The organism is Gordonia sp. GONU (assembly GCF_024733855.1).
Lineage (GTDB): Bacteria > Actinomycetota > Actinomycetes > Mycobacteriales > Mycobacteriaceae > Gordonia > Gordonia amicalis.
Window position 1 is genome coordinate 239027 of record NZ_JANRHB010000002.1, and the last position, 18113, is coordinate 257139.

Annotated in this window: 12 protein-coding genes and 1 tRNA gene; 8 read left to right on the forward strand and 5 right to left on the reverse strand. The window is 68.7% G+C overall.

What is annotated here, in order from left to right; all coding sequences use genetic code 11:
* Positions 1-3: 3 nt before the first annotated feature.
* The gene (locus tag NWF34_RS03055) at positions 4-1095 is read right to left on the reverse strand and encodes a GIY-YIG nuclease family protein (RefSeq protein WP_258324248.1); all 1092 of its coding nucleotides are present in this window, start codon (positions 1093-1095) and stop codon (positions 4-6) included.
* A 104-nt stretch (positions 1096-1199) separates the two neighbouring features.
* Between NWF34_RS03055 and fdh the strand changes: the two genes are divergently transcribed.
* Genes fdh through nrfD form a run of 3 tightly spaced genes read left to right on the forward strand, consistent with a single transcriptional unit; the run spans position 1200 to position 6928 of the window.
* Complete coding sequence (gene fdh, locus NWF34_RS03060) at positions 1200-4493, forward strand: formate dehydrogenase (RefSeq protein WP_258324221.1); 3294 nt, start codon at positions 1200-1202, stop codon at positions 4491-4493.
* The gene (locus NWF34_RS03065; protein ID WP_096274673.1) at positions 4494-5813 is read left to right on the forward strand and encodes a 4Fe-4S dicluster domain-containing protein; all 1320 of its coding nucleotides are present in this window, start codon (positions 4494-4496) and stop codon (positions 5811-5813) included. It begins immediately after the preceding gene.
* The gene (gene nrfD, locus NWF34_RS03070) at positions 5810-6928 is read left to right on the forward strand and encodes an NrfD/PsrC family molybdoenzyme membrane anchor subunit (protein ID WP_024498121.1); all 1119 of its coding nucleotides are present in this window, start codon (positions 5810-5812) and stop codon (positions 6926-6928) included. The genes NWF34_RS03065 and nrfD overlap by 4 nt, the downstream gene beginning before the upstream one ends.
* Here the strand turns inward: nrfD and selD are convergent.
* Positions 6915-7910, reverse strand: coding sequence for a selenide, water dikinase SelD (gene selD, locus NWF34_RS03075; RefSeq protein ID WP_024498120.1), 996 nt, complete (start codon positions 7908-7910; stop codon positions 6915-6917). The two genes, nrfD and selD, sit on opposite strands and share 14 nt — an antisense overlap.
* Positions 7911-7976: 66 nt before the next feature.
* On the opposite strand from selD, the gene NWF34_RS03080 reads away from it, so the two are divergent.
* The 4 genes from NWF34_RS03080 to selB all read left to right on the forward strand — a co-directional run bounded on the left by NWF34_RS03080 (position 7977) and on the right by selB (position 11679).
* Positions 7977-8267 carry a hypothetical protein gene (locus NWF34_RS03080; RefSeq protein WP_024498119.1) on the forward strand — a complete coding sequence of 97 codons (291 nt, stop codon included), beginning with the start codon at positions 7977-7979 and terminating at the stop codon, positions 8265-8267.
* A gap of 40 nt (positions 8268-8307) precedes the next feature.
* A tRNA-Sec gene (locus NWF34_RS03085) sits at positions 8308-8402 on the forward strand.
* Positions 8403-8545: 143 nt separating this feature from the next.
* The gene (gene selA, locus NWF34_RS03090) at positions 8546-9865 is read left to right on the forward strand and encodes an L-seryl-tRNA(Sec) selenium transferase (RefSeq protein WP_024498118.1); all 1320 of its coding nucleotides are present in this window, start codon (positions 8546-8548) and stop codon (positions 9863-9865) included.
* Positions 9862-11679, forward strand: a complete 1818-nt coding sequence (gene selB, locus NWF34_RS03095) for a selenocysteine-specific translation elongation factor (RefSeq protein ID WP_035760321.1) — start codon at positions 9862-9864, stop codon at positions 11677-11679. The genes selA and selB overlap by 4 nt, the downstream gene beginning before the upstream one ends.
* Before the next feature lie 267 nt (positions 11680-11946).
* On the opposite strand, the gene clpB is transcribed toward selB, so the two are convergent.
* Both clpB and NWF34_RS03105 read right to left on the reverse strand, forming a co-directional pair.
* Positions 11947-14499, reverse strand: coding sequence for an ATP-dependent chaperone ClpB (gene clpB, locus NWF34_RS03100; protein ID WP_024498116.1), 2553 nt, complete (start codon positions 14497-14499; stop codon positions 11947-11949).
* Between the two features lie 246 nt (positions 14500-14745).
* Positions 14746-16155 carry a wax ester/triacylglycerol synthase family O-acyltransferase gene (locus tag NWF34_RS03105; RefSeq protein WP_024498114.1) on the reverse strand — a complete coding sequence of 470 codons (1410 nt, stop codon included), beginning with the start codon at positions 16153-16155 and terminating at the stop codon, positions 14746-14748.
* A gap of 178 nt (positions 16156-16333) precedes the next feature.
* Here NWF34_RS03105 and NWF34_RS03110 point away from each other — a divergent pair, with 178 nt between their 5' ends.
* The gene (locus NWF34_RS03110; RefSeq protein WP_024498113.1) at positions 16334-17614 is read left to right on the forward strand and encodes a hypothetical protein; all 1281 of its coding nucleotides are present in this window, start codon (positions 16334-16336) and stop codon (positions 17612-17614) included.
* Positions 17615-17629: 15 nt separating this feature from the next.
* On the opposite strand, the gene NWF34_RS03115 is transcribed toward NWF34_RS03110, so the two are convergent.
* Positions 17630-18016 (reverse strand): DUF2784 domain-containing protein, encoded by a 387-nt coding sequence (locus tag NWF34_RS03115; RefSeq protein WP_024498112.1) that lies wholly within the window; start codon positions 18014-18016, stop codon positions 17630-17632.
* Between the last annotated feature and the right edge of the window lie 97 nt (positions 18017-18113).

The following is an 18113-nucleotide window of genomic DNA, read 5'->3' on the forward strand; positions in this document are numbered from 1 at the left end:
CGCTCACACCTGGCCGTAGGGGTGCCAGCCGTTGTGGTTCCACTTGCCGCCTCGGCGCTCCCGCACTTCCCGCAGGCTCGTACCCACATACCGCTCTTCCAACTCGGGGTCCGGTGCGCCGGTGTACACCCACCGCTTCGGGTCAAGGTTGCCGTCGGCGTCCCGGTTGGCCTCCCAGTAGTCGACGCGATGCACCGCGCGGACGATGTCGTCGGCGAAGACGAGCACCGGGAGGTCGGGCACCGTGCGATGGGGCCCGGCACGCCATCCGCTCCGCGCCCACTCGTAGATCTGTTCGGCGCCCGCACCGGGACGAGCCGAATCGTCGACCTTCACCAGCACACACGGCTCGGGCAGCGGCGGTGCGAGCGGCGCCGCATGGCGTAACACCATCTCTTCCAGCGAGATCGCGCCGCTCGGCGCACTGTTCGTCAGCGGGAGTCGCGCCAGGTCGGCGAACTCGACCGTGAACTGCTGCACGTACGACGCCAGCTCCTCGGGCGAGTCGACGACGTCGTCGCCGTGCCGGAGAATCCAGTGCTCGACACCGAATCCGTCGGCGTCGATGTCTCGGATACGCTCCTCGGCCGCGGACCGGACGGCCGGTGAATCGGCGTCCCCCACCACCTCCCCCGCGTCCGGCGTGACGCCGGCGAGCGCCGCACGAGCGTGGTGGTGCACCCGATTTCCTCGTCCCGCCCCCACATAGAACACCGATGCGTCACGGGGGTCGACCAGCGCGAAGACGTACACGCCGAGCACCGACTGCACCTCGAGGGGAACGGGTTCCGGCGCGCCCGGCGCAGCCACTCCGACCGGCCGCAGGAGATTCAGAACCGCGTCGACCACCGTGGGCCGCACCCCGAGTCCGCCGCCGCGCAGGCCACCGATGATCACTTCTCCGGCCCGCTCCCGGTCGACGAAACGTCGACCAGCGTTGGCATCGATCGCGCACACGACGTCGACGACCTCGGCCCTGCGCGCCCGCGTGTCGCGTGACGCGGAGAGCTCGTCCTCCGGGTCGAGCATCTCGGCGAAGGCCGTCGACTCCAGGAACTCGCCGAGCGCGCCGACCGGCAGTTCGACGGCGTCCATCCTGCTCATCGCACGCCGCCTACGACATGGAGAGTGGGTGGCTTTCGGTTCATGGTGGCGATGATGCCAGCACGCTCACCCGTGGGGTGGTTAGACTCGGTTCCGTGCCAGCCTTCAGTCCCCTCGAATGGCCGGTGTTCCGCCAGCTGCGGTCGGGTGACGTCTTCGGACGCGGGCCCGCCGTCACGTCGGCGAAGACACGCGCCATCGAGCCGCGTACGGCCACTGCCGACCGTGTGGTGCAGAGTGTGTGCCCGTTCTGCGCCGTCGGGTGCGGCCAGAAGGTGTACGTGAAGGACGAGCGCGTCGTCCAGATCGAAGGCGACCCGGACTCCCCCATCTCGCGCGGACGATTGTGCCCCAAGGGCGCGTCGAGCGAACAACTCGTCAACAACCCGCTGCGCCAGACCACGATTCGTTACCGGGCCCCGTACGCGACCGAATGGCAGGACCTCGACCGCGACACGGCCATCGACATGATCGCCGATCGTTTCCTGGAGGCGAGGCGTCGCGGCTGGCAGGATCACGACGACGAGGGTCGTCCGCTGCGACGCACGATGGGTATCGCCTCGCTCGGTGGCGCCACGCTCGACAACGAAGAGAACTACCTGATCAAGAAGCTCTTCACCGCAGCGGGCGCGATACAGATCGAGAACCAGGCACGCATATGACACTCCGCAACGGTTCCCGGTCTGGGGACCTCGTTCGGACGCGGCGGCGCAACGCAATCACTGCAGGACATGGCCAACGCCGATTGCATCATCCTCATGGGTGGCAACATGGCCGAGGCACACCCGGTGGGTTTCCAGTGGGTCTCTGAGGCCAAGGCCAGGGGTGCGCGGGTCATCCATGTCGACCCCCGGTTCACGCGGACCTCGGCGGTGGCCGACCGGCACATCTCCATTCGCGCCGGCTCCGACGTCGTCCTGCTCGGTGCGCTGATCAACTACGCGATCACCCACGAGAAGTACTTCCGCGAGTACGTCGTCGCCTACACCAACGCCGCGACGCTGGTCTCGGCGGACTTCCGCGACACCGAGGACCTCGCCGGCCTGTTCTCCGGGTTCGACTCGGAGACAGGGCAATACGACGCCAGTTCGTGGGCGTACGAGGAACCGCAGCCGAGCTCCGAGGACAGCACGGTGGACTCGCCCGGTGGAGCGGACGAGGGTCCGCGCACCAAGGACCGCGCGGTCGGCCACGAACACGGCTCCGGCGGGCCGCCCCTCGAACACGGCGCCACTGTTCGCGACCAGTCGCTGGAACATCCGCGTAGCGTGTTCCAGATCGTCAAACGGCACTACTCGCGCTACACCCCGGAGATGGTGCGCGACATGTGCGGCATCTCCCTCGCCGACTTCGAGTACCTCGCGCGGTCGGTCACCGACAACTCCGGGCGCGACCGCACGACGTGCTTCGGCTACGCGACCGGCTGGACCCAGCACACCTTCGGCGCCCAGTTCATCCGCGCCGCCTCGGTGTTACAGCTCCTGCTCGGCAACGTCGGGCGTCCGGGTGGCGGCATCATGGCACTGCGCGGTCACGCCAGCATCCAGGGCTCGACCGACATCCCCACCTTGTTCAACCTGCTGCCCGGCTATCTCCCGATGCCGTCGGCGGGCAAACACGACACCTTCGACGACTACATCGCGGCGATCACGTCGAAGAACGAGAAGGGCTACTGGGCCAACGCCGAGGACTACATGGTGAGTCTCCTCAAAGCGTGGTTCGGCGACGCCGCGACCCCGGAGAACGACTGGTGCTACGACCATCTGCCTCGCCTGACGGGTCCCGCCGGCACCTACCAGACGACGGTCGACATGCTCGCCGACAAGGTCGACGGCTACTTCGTCCTGGGCCAGAACCCAGCCGTCGGCTCGGCCAACGGCCGTCAGGCACGGATGGCGATGTCCCACCTGAAGTGGCTCGTCGTCCGCGACCTCAACATGATCGAGTCGGCAACGTGGTGGAAAGAGGGGCCGGAGATCGACTCGGGTGAGTTGCGCACCGAGGACATCGCCACCGAGGTGTTCTTCCTGCCCGCCGCCACCCACGTGGAGAAGGCCGGCTCGTTCACCCAGACCCAGCGAATGGTGCAGTGGCGCCACCAGGCCGTCGAGCCGCCCGGCCAGTGCCAGAGCGAGATGGACTTCTTCTTCGAGCTCGGAAGACGCATCCGGGAACGCCTCGCCGGCTCGACCGACGAACGCGACCGTCCACTGCTCGATCTCACCTGGGACTATCCGCTCGACGAACACGGCAATCCCGAACCCGAGGCGGTCCTGTCGGAGATCAACGGCTACCACGTTTCCGGACCCGATGCCGGCAAGAACCTGACGTCGTACACCGAGATGGCGCGTGACGGCTCGACCGCCGGCGGTTGCTGGATCTACACCGGCGTGTACGCGGATGCCCACAACATGGCGGCCCGACGCGTACCCCAGGGCGGCGGCGGCATCACCCAGCACGAGTGGGGCTGGGTGTGGCCCGCGGATCGTCGAATCCTCTACAACCGCGCGTCCGCCGATCCCGACGGCAGACCGTGGAGCGAACGCAAGCGATACATGGAATGGGACGCCGACATGGGCCGCTGGGTGGGCCCCGACGTGCCGGACTTCCCGGTCGATCTCCCGCCCGACGCACAACCCGACCCGACACTCGGGGGTGTCGACGCGCTGTGCGGCGACGACCCGTTCATCATGCAGGCCGACGGCAAGGGCTGGCTCTTCGCGCCGCGCGGACTCGTCGACGGCCCGCTGCCGACCCATTACGAACCGCAGGAATCCCCGGTCGTCAACGCGCTGTATCCGCAGCAGCAGTCGCCGGCGCGCGTGCTCTTCCCGCGTGCGGACAACCTCGACGCCCCGAGTGGAGAGATGCCCGGCGCCGACGTGTACCCGTTCGTGTTCACCACCTACCGGCTGACCGAACACCACACCGCCGGCGGCATGAGTCGATGGACGCCGTATCTGTCGGAGCTGCAACCGGAGATGTTCTGCGAGATCTCCCCGCAACTCGCCGCCGAACGCGGACTGAGCAACGAGGGATGGGCCACGATCATCTCACCGCGCGGCGCCATCGAGGCCCGGGTCCTGGTGACCGACCGGATGAGACCGTTGACCATCAACGGCCGCCAGGTGCACCAGGTGGGCCTTCCGTACCACTGGGGCGTCGGCTCCGACGCCGTGGTCAGCGGCGACGCCGCCAACGACCTCATCGGGGTCACACTGGACCCCAACGTGCAGATCCAGGAGTCGAAGGTCGGTTCGTGCGACGTGATCGCCGGCCGCCGGCCCCAGGGGGCCGCCCTGATCGACCTGGTACGTGCGTACCAGGAGCGTGCCGGGGTGACCATCGAGACCGACAACCAGCACATCACCGGAAAGGCGGAGGAGTAGATGGGGCAGCTGTCCGGACCGACCGATCCGACCTCCGACGTGGGGTGGCACACGCACGAGACCCGCAAAGGGTTCTTCACCGACACCTCGATCTGCATCGGCTGCAAGGCCTGTGAGGTCGCGTGCAAGGAATGGAATTCCAATCCCCGCGACGGCGACCTCGAACTGACCGGCATGTCGTATGACAACACCGTCGCGCTGGGCGCCAGCACATGGCGCCACGTCGCGTTCATCGAACAGAGCGCCGACCGCATCGCCGAGGCCCGTGAGTCGGGGCGTGCTCTCGTCGGACTCGGCATGCCGTCCATGCCGCTCCCGCCGGCCGAGCCGCACTCCCCACCGCCATCTCTGCCGGCCGACCCGCACTCCCTACCGCCGGCTGAGCCGGCACCGAGCGCAGCGAGGCGCCGCGTCGAAGCCACCCCACCGCCACCTCCGCCGGCTGAGCCGGCACCGAGCGCAGCGAGGCGCCGCGTCGAAGCCACCCCACCGCCACCTCTGCCGGCTGAGCCGGCACCGAGCGCAGCGAGGCGCCGCGTCGAAGCCACCCCACCGCCACCTCTGCCGGCTGAGCCGGCACCGAGCGCAGCGAGGCGCCGCGTCGAAGCCACGCCACCGCCACCTCTGCCGGCTGAGCCGGCACCGAGCGCAGCGAGGCGCCCCGTCGAAGCCACGCCACCGGACACCCCCGAGTTCCGCTGGCTCATGTCCTCGGACGTCTGCAAACACTGCACCCACGCCGGCTGCCTCGACGTGTGCCCCACCGGAGCACTGTTCCGCACCGAGTTCGGGACCGTGGTCATCCAGGACGACGTCTGCAACGGGTGCGGAACATGTGTCGCCGGTTGCCCTTTCGGGGTCGTCGAGCGTCGCGCCGACGGCACCGCCGCGCCGACGACCCGTTCCGGCGAACGCAAGGGTGAGCAACCCGAGGTGCCGAAACGTGGTGTCGCGCAGAAGTGCACGCTCTGTTACGACCGGCTCCTCGACGACGAGACACCCGCCTGTGCGCAGACCTGCCCGACCACCTCGATCAAATACGGCGACCACGACGACCTCGTCGCCGACGCTCACCGCCGCGTCGCCCAACTCCACGAGCAGGGCATGACCGAGGCGCGTCTCTACGGCGCCAACCCCAACGACGGTGTCGGCGGCACCGGTTCGGTGTTCCTGCTCCTCGACGAACCCGAGGTCTACGGCCTGCCACCGGATCCGCGCGTGTGCACCGCCGATCTCCCGTCGATGTACAAACGGGCCGGCGTCGCCGCGGTGGGCATGCTGGCCGCGGCCGCGGTGTCGTTCCTGAGAGGTGGCCGGTGACGTCGTCGGAGTTCGATTCCTTCCGGCCTCCGGAGCCGCCGCGGCGCCGCGGACGCGGACGTGGACGTGGCGGAAAGCGCAAGCAGCGCAGCGGCTTCGGCCAGGGTGAGGGCAACCGCGAGATGTCGATGGTGCCCGACGCCGAATTCTCCTCGTACTACGGCCATCCCGTCGTCAAGCCGCCACCGTGGGACGAGAAGGTGGCCGCCTACCTGTTCCTCGGCGGCGTCGCCGGCGGTTCGGGGGTGCTGGCGGCCGGCGCCCAACTCACCGGCCGGGACGAGTTGCGCCGGAACGCGAGGCTCGGCGGACTCGGCGCGGTGGGCCTCGGTGCGATCGCCCTCGTGGCCGATCTCGGGCGTCCCGACCGCTTCTACAACATGCTGCGCACCTTCAAGGTGACCTCGCCGATGAGCGTCGGCTCCTGGATTCTCTCGGCGTTCAGCGGCGCCCTCGGTGTGGCCGCGGTCGGCGAGATCGACCGGATGACCCGTTCCCGCCTACCGCTCGGCGTGCTGCGCCCGGTGTTGCGCGCGGTCGAGGCACCGGCCGGGCTGGCCGCCGCCGTCGCCGGGCCACCGCTCGCCGTGTACACCGCGGTGCTGCTGTCCGACACCGCGGTGCCGACCTGGAACGCCATGCACCGCGACCTGCCGTTCGTCTTCGTCAGCTCCGCGAGTCTGGCGGCGAGCGGTCTGGCACTGGTCACCACCCGGACATCGGAGGCCGGACCCGCCCGCACGCTGGCCGCACTCGGGGTCGTCGGAGACCTCACCGCGATGCGGATCATGGAGCACCGGATGGACCCGGTGACCGCCGAACCCCTGCACGACGGGACAGCGGGCAAGCTCCTGCGGTGGAGCGAACGGCTCGCCCTCGCGGGCGGCATCGGCGCCCTGGCCGGCGGACGTTCCCGACCGGTCGCCGTCGCATCGGGCCTCGCGTTGCTCGCCGCATCGGCGTGTACGAGGTTCGGCATCTTCGACGCGGGCATCGAGTCCGCGAAGAACCCGCGCTACACCATCGAACCCCAGAAGCGTCGGCTTGCCGCACGACGCGCGGCCGGCATCACCGGCGACTCGATCACCACCGGTCCACCCGTCACCGAATCCTGATCCCCGACCCGGCGACGGTCTCCCCGATCACGGGATATCCCGGCACCTCCCCGACGACCAGCAGCCCTCCGGAGGTCTGCGCGTCGGCGAGGAACAGCAGGTCGTCCTCGGAGACGCCGTCGTCGGCGCTCAGATACGGCTGCACCCAGTCGAGGTTCCGGCGGGTGCCGCCCGAGACGTAGCCGTCGCGGAGCGCCTCGCGGGCACCGCTCACCGCCGGGACCGCGCTGCGGTCGAGCACCGCGCCGACACCCGACGCACGGCACATCTTGTGCAGATGACCGAGCAAACCGAAGCCGGTGACGTCGGTGGCCGCGCGGACCCCGGCGTCGACGGCAGCTGCCGATGCCTTCCGGTTCAGCGTGGTCATGAGCGTGATCGCCTCGTCGAACACCTCTCCGGTCTGCTTGTGCCGGTTGTTGAGGAGCCCGACGCCGATCGGTTTGGTGAGGGTGATGGGCAGTCCGGGTTCGGCGGCGTCGTTGCGCAGCAGCTTCTCCGGTGCCGCGACGCCGGTGACGGCCATGCCGTACTTGGGTTCGGGGTCGTCGATGGTGTGCCCGCCGATGACCGGGCACCCGGCCTCGGCGCCGATGGCGAGACCACCCCTCAGCACCTCGGTCATCAGGTCCATCGGCAGCACACCGCGTGGCCAGCCGACGAGGTTGATCGCGACCACCGGCGTCCCGCCCATCGCGTAGATGTCCGAGAGGGCGTTGGCCGCGGCGATACGGCCCCATTCGAAGGGGTCGTCGACGACCGGGGTGAAGAAGTCGGCGGTGGACAGCACGGCGAGGTCGTCGCGGATACGGACCGCCGCGGCGTCGTCACCGTCGTCGAGCCCGACGATGATGTCGTCACCGACCTGGCCGGTCAGCCCGGCGACCGCCTCCTCGAGTTCACCCGGCGGGATCTTGCACGCACAACCGCCACCGTGGGCGTAACCGGTCAGTCGGACAGGGGCATCGTTGCTGACAGTCACCCTGCCGACACTAGCGCCGATCCGATTCTCCGTGTGCCGGGCCCGACGGTCGCTACCATCGGGCACATGAGGCAAGCAGACGGCGAGTACTACGTCACGGCCGGCGAGCTGCAGGCGTTCTGGGAATCGGGCCACGACTACTGGTACATGCGGGAGGACGGGTCGACCGATCTGTACCTCGACGAGCTCGACATCACCCACGGCTGGCCGATCTTCCTGATGAAACGCGATGAGGAATGGCTGGCCAAGTGGGACAACAACTTCCGACGCGCCGTCGAAGACGATCTCAATCCGAAGCTCATCCGTCATTTCGAAGAGCTGATCACCGAGGGCAACTGGCCGCACCAGCAGGACTGACAGCGCCCGGACACCCCACACGATAGGTTGTAAGACGCACGGAGGCGTACGGGTCCTGGTGGGCCCCCCGGTCTTCAAAACCGAGGAGGTCGAGTATCTCGGCCTGGCGGGTTCGATTCCCGTCCGCCTCCGCCAGAAACCGCCGACCGGGCCGTAGTGAAAAACCGCCGGCCGAGCCGGCACCGAACGAGCGAAGCGAAACCCGCCGGCCGAGCCGGCACCGAACGAGCGAAGCGAAAACCCGCCGGCTGAGCCGGCACCGAGCGTAGCGAGGAGCCGTGTCGAAGCCCCCCGAAGCCGCCGACCCACGCCGACACATCCCGCGCACCGACGCGCTGCTGGCCCTCCCGGCGGTATCCGAGGCACGAAAGCGTCTGGGTGACACAGCTGTTCGTGAGGTCGTCCGGGATGCGCAGGAGGCGGCACGCCGGGGCGTGATCCCGCCCAACGACGTCGAGCGACGCGTCGTCGAGGCACTGACCGCCCACCGGGTCTCGTCGGCTCGGCCGGTCCTCAACGCCACCGGCGTGGTGGTTCACACCAACCTCGGCCGTGCCCCGTTGTCGGCAGCGGCACTCGAAGCGGTCGTCGCCGCATCGGGCTACGTCGACGTGGAACTCGACCTGCACACCGGTCAACGATCCAAACGTGGTGCGGCCACCCGCGCCGCGCTGTGGCAGGCCTGTCCCGCGGCCGGCGACGCCCTGATGGTCAACAACGGTGCGGCAGCTCTGGTCCTCGCCACGACGGCGCTGGCCGCCGGACGCGCAGTGGTCATCAGTCGTGGCGAGATGATCGAGATCGGCGCGGGATTCCGGCTCACGGAGCTCATCGCGTCCACCGGCGCGCGCCTGCACGAGGTCGGCACCACCAATCGCACCCATCTCCGCGACTATGCCGAGGCGGTTGCCGGGGACGACGTCGGCGCCATCCTGAAGGTGCATCCGAGCAACTTCCGCGTCGAGGGTTTCACCAGCGAGACCTCGCTGACCGAACTGCGCGACCTGGGCCGGGCCCACGACGTGCCGGTGATCGCCGACATCGGTAGCGGACTCCTGCAGCCCGATCCCCTCCTCCCCGACGAGCCGGATGCCACCACCGCGCTGACCGCCGGCGCCGACCTGGTCATCGCCAGCGGCGACAAACTCCTCGGCGGACCGCAGGCCGGTCTCCTGCTCGGCGACGCCGCACTCGTGCAGCGGTTGGCCAAACACCCGCTGGCTCGCGCTGTGCGCGCCGACAAGCTGGCACTTGCGGCGATGGAGGCGACGGTCGGCGGTCCGCGGCCGCCGGTCCACGAGTATCTCCATGCCGACGCCGACCGCCTCCGCGTTCGAGCAGAGAGTCTGGGCGCCGCAACCGGTTTCCCGGTCGTCGAACACGACGGACGGGTCGGCGGCGGGGGCGCGCCGGGTGTACCTCTACCCGGGTGGGCGGTGCGTCTTCCGGTGGGCGCCGCGCAGCGGCTGCGGCTCGGCGACCCCGCCGTCCTGCCGCGCGTACACGAGTCCGCCTGCCTCGTCGACCTGCGTTGCATCCCCGAGGCCGACGATGCGAGGGTCCTCGCCGCGATCAAGCAGGCGCTGGCCGATCAGTGAGGTCTCACGCGAAGTACGTGGTGGCCACCGCGGGGCACGTCGACCACGGCAAGTCGACGCTGGTGCGTGCACTCACCGGTATCGAGCCGGACCGCTGGGAGGAGGAACGACGCCGCGGTCTGACGATCGACCTCGGATTCGCCTGGACGACACTGCCATCGGGCGCAGATGTCGCCTTCGTCGATGTCCCCGGTCACGAGCGGTTCATCCCCAACATGCTGGCCGGACTCGGTCCCGCGCCGGTCGTACTGTTCGTCGTCGCCGCCGACGAGGGCTGGAGTGCCCAGTCCGACGATCACCGGGACGCGCTCGCCGCGCTCGGTGTCGACTACGGGCTGTTGGTGATCTCGCGTGCGGATCGCGCGGAGGAGAATCACATCGATGACGTGATCGCCACCGCCCGTGCCGAGTTGGCCCGGACCGGACTGGCCGAGGCGCCGGCGGTCGTGACCTCCGCTCCCACCGGGCGTGGCCTCGATGAACTGCGCCGCACCCTCGACACGGTCCTCGCGCAGACGCCATCTCCTTCGACGTCGGGGCGCGTCCGCCTCTGGATCGACCGCGTTTTCACCCGCACCGGGGCGGGCACGGTGGTCACCGGCACGCTGCCTTCGGGCACGATCGGGGTCGGTGACACCATGGAGCTGGTGGGCCCCGACGGGCACCGGTCGGTCGATGTCCGCGGATTGCAGAGCGAGGGAACATCTCTCACGACCGCGGCGCCGGTCAGCCGAGTCGCCGTCAATCTCCGTGGTGTCGGCGTCGAGACCCTCGCGCGTGGAGACGCTCTCGTCACTCCGGGAGCCTGGCATTCGTCGGTCGAGGCAGACATCCGCCGCGTCGGTGGCGTCCCGTTCGACGATGCTCCCGAGCACCTCGTCGTCCACATCGGAACCGCTGCACTGACAGCCCGCCTGCGCCGCTTCGACTCCGACCACGCACGCCTGACATTCGCACGTGCCGTGCCACTGTCCCGGGATGATCGTCTCGTGTTGCGAAATCCCGGTCAGCGCATCGTCGGTGGCGGGATCGTCCTGCACCCCGATCCGCCCGGGCTCCGTCGCCGCGGCGACTCAGCTCGCCGGACCGCCGTCCTGGCCGGGATGAGTGAAGACGGCGGCGCCGCGGAAGAGGTTGCCCGACGTGGCGCCGTGCGCGTTCCGGATCTGCATCGGCTCGGCCTCGTCCACGACGGTGAGACGCCACCGCCGGGGGTTCGTGTCATCGACGAGTGGTGGGTCGACGAATCCACCTGCGCGGCATGGGCCCGGCGCCTGCACGACGCGGTCGTCGGAGTTCATGAGCGTGAGCCCATGTCCGCCGGCCTGTCGACGTCAGGGGTTCCTTCGTTGCTGAATCTCCCTGACGGAGCACTGTTGCCGACGGTGATCGCCGACGCCGGACTCACGTCGTCCGACGGCCATCTCTCGATCCCGGGCCATGTCCCGGATCTCGGTGACGCCGACGAAGCGATGAACGCTCTCGAGCGCCGTCTGGCCGAGCAGCCGTTCCGCGCTCCCGAGGCGGACGATCTCTCCGCGCTCGGCCTGGGGACCAGGGAGCTCGCGGCTGCCGAGCGCACCGGCCGCATCCTCCGCTTGCGCGACGGCGTGGTGCTGTTGCCGACCGCGCCGGCGCTGGCCATGCGGACCCTCGCCGCACTCGACCAGCCGTTCACGACCAGCGAGGCCCGCCAGGCGCTCTCCACGACGAGACGCGTGATGATCCCACTGCTCGAACACCTCGACGCCCGGGGTTGGACCCGCCGCCTCGACGCCGGGCACCGAGAGGTCGTGCGCCCCACCGCCGGCTGAGCCGGCACCGAGCGGTCGTGCGCCACACCGCCGGCTGAGCCGGCACCGAGCGGTCGTGCCCCCCACCGCCGGCTGAGCCGGCACCGAGCGGTCGTGCGCCCACACCGCCGGCTGAGCCGGCACCGAGCGGTCGTGCGCCCCACCGCCGGCTGAGCCGGCACCGAGCGCAGCGAGGCGCCGCGTCGAAGCCCAGGTAATCGGAGTCGTCGACTGGAACCACGACAAAGGGACCCACCCCGAAGGGTGGGTCCCTCTCTAGATCTGAACTCAGCCGAGCACCAACGACTCCCCGTCGGCACTGACGTTCACCGGAACGATGTCGCCGTCGCGGATGTCTCCCTTCAGCAACTGCCTGGCGAGCTGGTCACCGATGGCCTGCTGCACCAGCCGGCGCAGCGGACGAGCACCGTACAGCGGATCGAATCCACGTGCGCCGAGCCATTCCTTGGCCTTCGGCGACACCTCGAGGTCGAGGCGACGCTGGGCCAGCCGCTTCTTGAGCTGTCCGAGTTGGATGTCGACGATCGCCACCAGCTCCTCGGGGCTGAGAGCATCGAAGATCACCACGTCGTCGAGCCGGTTGATGAACTCGGGCTTGAACGCCGAGCGCACCGCCGCCATGACCTGATCCTTGTCGCCACCCGCGCCGAGGTTCGAGGTCAGGATCAGGATGGTGTTGCGGAAGTCCACCGTCCGTCCCTGGCCGTCGGTGAGTCGGCCTTCGTCGAGCACCTGCAGCAGCACGTCGAACACGTCCGGGTGGGCCTTCTCGATCTCGTCGAACAGGACCACCGTGTACGGGCGACGACGCACGGCCTCGGTCAGCTGACCTCCGGCCTCGTACCCGACATAGCCGGGGGGAGCACCGACGAGCCTTGCGACGCTGTGCTTCTCGCCGTACTCGCTCATGTCGATGCGGACCATCGCCCGCTCGTCGTCGAACAGGAACTCCGCGAGCGCCTTGGCCAGCTCGGTCTTGCCGACACCGGTGGGGCCGAGGAACATGAACGAGCCGAGCGGCCGGTTCGGGTCGGCGACACCGGCGCGTGCACGACGCACCGCGTCGGAGACGGCTTCGACAGCGGCCTTCTGACCGATGACGCGTTGCCCCAGTTCGTCTTCCATGCGCAGCAGCTTGGCGGTCTCACCTTCGAGCATGCGTCCGGCCGGGATTCCGGTCCACGACGACACGACCTGCGCCACGTCGTCGGGTCCGACCTCCTCCTGCAGCATCACGTCCTGGCCGGGATCGGTGCCGGTCTTCTCCAGTGCGGCCTCGAGTTCCTTCTCCAGGCCCGGGATTCGGCCGTACCGCAGCTCGGCCGCGCGCCCGAGGTCACCGTCGCGCTCGGCGCGATCGGCCTCGCCGCGAAGACGATCCAGCTCCTCCTTGAGGTCGCGTACCGCGTCGATCGCGGTCTTCTCCGACTGCCACCGCGCGGAGAGCTCGTTGAGCTTCTCCTTCTGGTCGGCCAGTTCGGCGCGTAGCTTCTCGAGCCGCTCCTTCGACGCCGCGTCGGTTTCCTTCTGCAGCGCAACCTCTTCGACCTCCAGCCGGCGGACGATGCGCTCGACCTCGTCGATCTCGACGGGGCGCGAGTCGATCTCCATCCGTAACCGCGACGCCGCCTCGTCGACGAGGTCGATGGCCTTGTCGGGGAGGAATCGCGAGGTGATGTAGCGGTCGGAAAGTGTTGCCGCAGCGACCAATGCGGAGTCGGTGATGCGCACGCCGTGGTGCACCTCATACCGGTCCTTGAGGCCGCGGAGGATACCGATGGCGTCCTCGACCGACGGTTCGCCGACGTACACCTGCTGGAAGCGACGCTCGAGTGCGGCGTCCTTCTCGATGTACTTGCGGTACTCCTCGAGGGTCGTGGCACCGACCAGCCGCAGCTCACCACGGGCGAGCATCGGCTTGATCATGTTGCCGGCGTCCATCGCGGAATCGCCGGTCGCACCGGCCCCGACGATGGTGTGCAGCTCGTCGATGAAGGTGATGACCTGTCCGGCCGATCCCTTGATCTCGTCGAGCACGGCCTTGAGCCGCTCCTCGAATTCGCCGCGGTACTTGGCACCGGCGACCATCGAACCCATGTCGAGGGAGATGACGGTCTTGCCGCGCAGCGATTCCGGCACGTCGCCGGCGACGATGCGCTGGGCCAGGCCCTCGACGATCGCCGTCTTGCCGACGCCGGGCTCACCGATGAGGACCGGGTTGTTCTTGGTCCGCCGGCTGAGCACCTGCACGACACGCCGGATCTCGGTGTCGCGCCCGATGACCGGGTCGAGCTTGCCTTCGCGGGCCGCCGCGGTCAGGTCGGTCGAGTACTTCTCGAGTGCCTGGTAGGTCGACTCCGGGTCCTCGGAGGTGACCCGGGCGCTGCCGCGTACGGCGACGAACGCGTCCCGCAACTCCTGCGGGGTCGCGCCGGCGTTGTGCAGCAACTTGGCGACGTCGGAGTCACCGGTCGCCAGACCGACGACGACGTGCTCGGTCGAGACGTACTCGTCGTCGAGTTCACCGGCCAGCTGCTGAGCTGCACTGATGGCCGCGATCGATTCGCGGGAAAGCTGGGGCGTCGCACTGGCCTGGGCCACCGTCGGCATGCGATCGACCAGTCCCTGGGCCTGCGCACGAACGCTCGACGGGTCCACGCCCACTGCCTTGAGCAGTGGCGACGCGATGCCGTCGGACTGATCGAGCAACGCCACCAGGATGTGGGCCGGTCGCACATCGGGGTTGCCAGCACTGGCCGCCGCCTGCACAGCAGCGCTCAATGCCTGCTGTGTCTTCGTGGTGGGGGTGAAGCTGTCCACTCGCGTGCACCTTTCTCTTTAGTCCAACAGGCTCAAGTATGAGCCATACGGAGGATGCAACGCCAACAAAGTTGAGTACATTCCGCTCAGCTTCGATATAGATGTGAACTGCGTCATATCGGGACCCGCTCTCTGCGCAGCCTGGTAGGCGGCTTCCGGGTCTTCGGCCAGGGATCCTGCGAAGATCGCGAGAAGCGGCGAAGCCCGCGCCACCATCACGGAATGGACCATCGCGCGATTCCGCACCTAGCCCGACGCGAGCCCGTAAGCGGTCTCGAGTTCGGCCAGCACACGCTCCGCCAGCGGGATGAGCGGTTCTACGTCTGGCAGCATCTCGCGGCCGGCGACACAGCCGAACGACACCTTGTCCCCGTGCGAGTAGACGGTGATGTTGAGACCCAGACCGGCGAACACCGTCGAGATCGGGAACAGCGAGTCCAGGCGGGCGCCGTTGTAGTACATCTCTTCAGCGGGACCTCGGAGGGTGGATATCGGCAGGTTGTATCCGGTGCGCCGCTTGGGACCGAAAGGCAGCAACGCGGTCACGACGCTCTGCGCGACATTCGGCACCACCAAGGCCAGCGATGCAGCCCCGCCGTGGGCTGCGACCTGTTTCTTCGCAAAGTCCATGGCCCGGTGGATCGTCGCGAGCCGCTCCACCGGATCGTCGACATCGGTTGCCAGGGAGCATGTTTCCAATCCGAAGGCGTTGCTGCGCGCGGTTTGTCCCGGATCGTCGAGCACCCGCACCGAGATCGGGCACAGACCGACGAGCGAGCGCCTCGGGAGTTCGCCCCGCTCGGCGAGCAAATCGCGTAACACCCCGGAGATGACCGCGGTCAGCACATCGTTGACGGTGACGTCGGCTGCCACGCGGATCGCCCGTACCCGACTGAGCTCGAAGGTGGCGCCGACGACCGCCCGGTCCGGGCCCACTCGGCCGTTGAACCGGACGAACGGTGCACTCAACGGCAGGCCGACCCTACCTTGCAGCGCCCCGACCAGCAGATCGCGCTGCCCACCGACGACGCTTCGGGCAAACCCCAGCGACGACTTCGCGAGACCCGCGGCCGACCGGACGGCCGTGAGCGGGTGCGGCCCGGATGACGGTTTCGCCGGCGACGCGACCCGCGGAGAATGGACGCTGGCGGCGTAGAAGGGTTTCAGGTCGCGCCTGTCCGGGTCCCCACTCAAGGAGTCGGCGATCATCTGCATGCCGGCCACCCCGTCGACCAGCGCGTGATGGATCTTGATGTAGAACGCGAACCGCCCGCCGGACAGGCCACCGATCAAGTACGCCTGCCACAGCGGCCGGGATCGTGACAACCCCTGCGCGTGCAGATCGCCGATCAGACGCCACAGTTCGGCATCGTCGCCTCCAGGCGGGAGGTGTAGGCGCCGAACATGATCGACAACATTGACCTCGACCTGTTCCCACGTCCACAGCCCCAGCGTGTCGACGCCGATGTGCGGGCGGCGTGCCAGCCGCGGATCAACCGCGTCGGTGGCGATGAGTCCCTGCGTATAGAGATCGTCGACAAAGCCCGGCCCCGCATCATCGGGCGGAGAGAAGATCATCAGCGCAGCGACGTGGATCGGGTTGACGAGCGTCTCGGCGCTCATCAAGGCCGCCTCCATCGGGTCCATCAACTGCATACCGGTGCTCCCGCCGTGGCCAGGCGACACCGAGGAAACGGCGCCACGCCGGGCCGTGACCGTCGATCGTCCCGCTGATGATAGGCACGATCCCCGAGAAACGAACCGGTTTCGTCCACTGCGTCTTCCGTCTGTACGCGTTGCACCCGGAATCAGTTTACAAACGTACACTGAACTCATGTCGGCAGATCACCCTCGCGATCGCGAGATGCCCGCACTCGCGGCCCTGGGCCGAACCGAGCTGGGCAGAGCTGTCACAGGAATCGCAACCGTGCACGCATCCATTGCCGACACCGTCTTCGGCGGCCTGCGCGCCGCTTGGGGTCCCCGGGTCCGTCCCGCCCAGATGATGCACGACGCCATCAGCACGTCCACCTATTCCGCTATCGTCTCGTCCGTCGATGTGGTCGGCGACCTGGCCGAGTCGCTCGCCGACCGCCACGGTGGGGTGCCGTCCGAGACCAAGCGCGGCGCCGTGGCGATCGGCATCCTCGACGGTTTGATCGGGGATCAGCTGACCGCCGAGCAGTCACCCCTGGCTCCGGAGACCGCCGTCCGTGTCGACGGCGCGATCGTTCCGATCACCCCGGAGGACCTGGCGGGCGCCTTCCCCCGGGCCACCGGGCACCTGACGGTGTTCCTGCACGGCCTCATGGAGACCGAGTTCGCGTGGGAGCTCGGCGGCAGACCCACCTACGGCGCACGCCTGGCCGATGACCTCGGCAGCACCGAGGTCATGATCCGGTACAACTCGGGACGACACATCAGTGACAACGGCCGCGATCTCGCACAGTTGCTCGCCGACCTGCTGTTGTCGTGGCCGGTGCCGGTCACCGACCTGACCCTCATCGGCCACTCGATGGGCGGACTGGTGATCCGGAGTGCGTGCCATCAGGCCGCCGCCGTCGATACGTATTGGCCCCACCTGGTTCGACAGACGGTGTGCCTCGGTACGCCGCACCTCGGCGCGCCCCTGGCACGAGGGGTTCACTGGGCGACGGCGGCCCTGCGCCTGTGGCCGACCAGCCGTCCATTCGGCGCGCTGCTCGCTCGGCGCAGTGCCGGAGTCCGCGACCTGTTCCACGGGACGGTCACCGAAGAGCAGTGGCGCGACACCGACCCGGAGGCCTTTCTACAGCCCGCGGTCGATTACCCACCGCTCATGAAGGGCGCGCGGCATCTCTACGTCACGGCGACCGTGACCCGACGACCCGATCACCCATTCGGCTGTATCGTCGGCGACGGATTGGTGATGACGAACAGCGGCGGTGGCCGAGATCGGAAGCGGCACCTCGGATTCGAGGTCGACGACGGGTTCCACATCGGCGGCGCCCACCACTTCACCTTGCTCAACGACGACACCGTCTACGAGTGGATGCTCCCCCTGCTGAGACCTCGCCGTGCGCTACCGCCGGGCTCGAGTCCCCCGGAATCGCCACCTCGCCCGAACACGCGCTAGCTGCAGGTGGCTCCTCTACCGCGAACCAGCGACTCTGCGGCGGCGCGGACGGGTCCGGACCCGCCACCACAGCCCCACCCACGACGCAACGACCACGGCAGCGACCAACCCGCGCACCAGGCCGAGGGCAGAATCGGGGTAGATCACCCCGGTCAGGTAGTGGTCTATGAACCCGGTCGAGGGCAGCCCCGCTTCGCCGGCACGATGCCGCGCCCAGTTCTCGGCATCGGTGAGCGGGCACCACAGCCCCAAGCCCACCGAGGCGAGTCCCCACCCCACGGCCGCGAGGTGGAGCACGACGGTGCGTGGCCACCGCCAGGCGATGAACCCGCCGAACGTCAGATACAGCAGGAACAGCAGATGCAGGACCGCTATGCCGTCGGCCAGAACCCGATAGGGCATGTGTCCAGCGTAAATCGGTCGGGTTCACCAATCTGCCGATCTGGAACACGGCGATATCGGACACTCGAAGCGAGAAGCACCCGTTCGACGGAAGGAC

Coding starts and splice junctions, on each gene's coding strand:
- NWF34_RS03115 (WP_024498112.1), bottom strand. CDS start 18,016: ATGCCCTATCGGGTTCTGGCCGACGGCATAGCGGTCCTGCATCTGCTG.
- NWF34_RS03110 (WP_024498113.1), top strand. CDS start 16,334: ATGTCGGCAGATCACCCTCGCGATCGCGAGATGCCCGCACTCGCGGCC.
- NWF34_RS03055 (WP_258324248.1), bottom strand. CDS start 1,095: ATGGACGCCGTCGAACTGCCGGTCGGCGCGCTCGGCGAGTTCCTGGAG.
- NWF34_RS03065 (WP_096274673.1), top strand. CDS start 4,494: ATGGGGCAGCTGTCCGGACCGACCGATCCGACCTCCGACGTGGGGTGG.
- NWF34_RS03080 (WP_024498119.1), top strand. CDS start 7,977: ATGAGGCAAGCAGACGGCGAGTACTACGTCACGGCCGGCGAGCTGCAG.
- NWF34_RS03105 (WP_024498114.1), bottom strand. CDS start 16,155: ATGCAGTTGATGGACCCGATGGAGGCGGCCTTGATGAGCGCCGAGACG.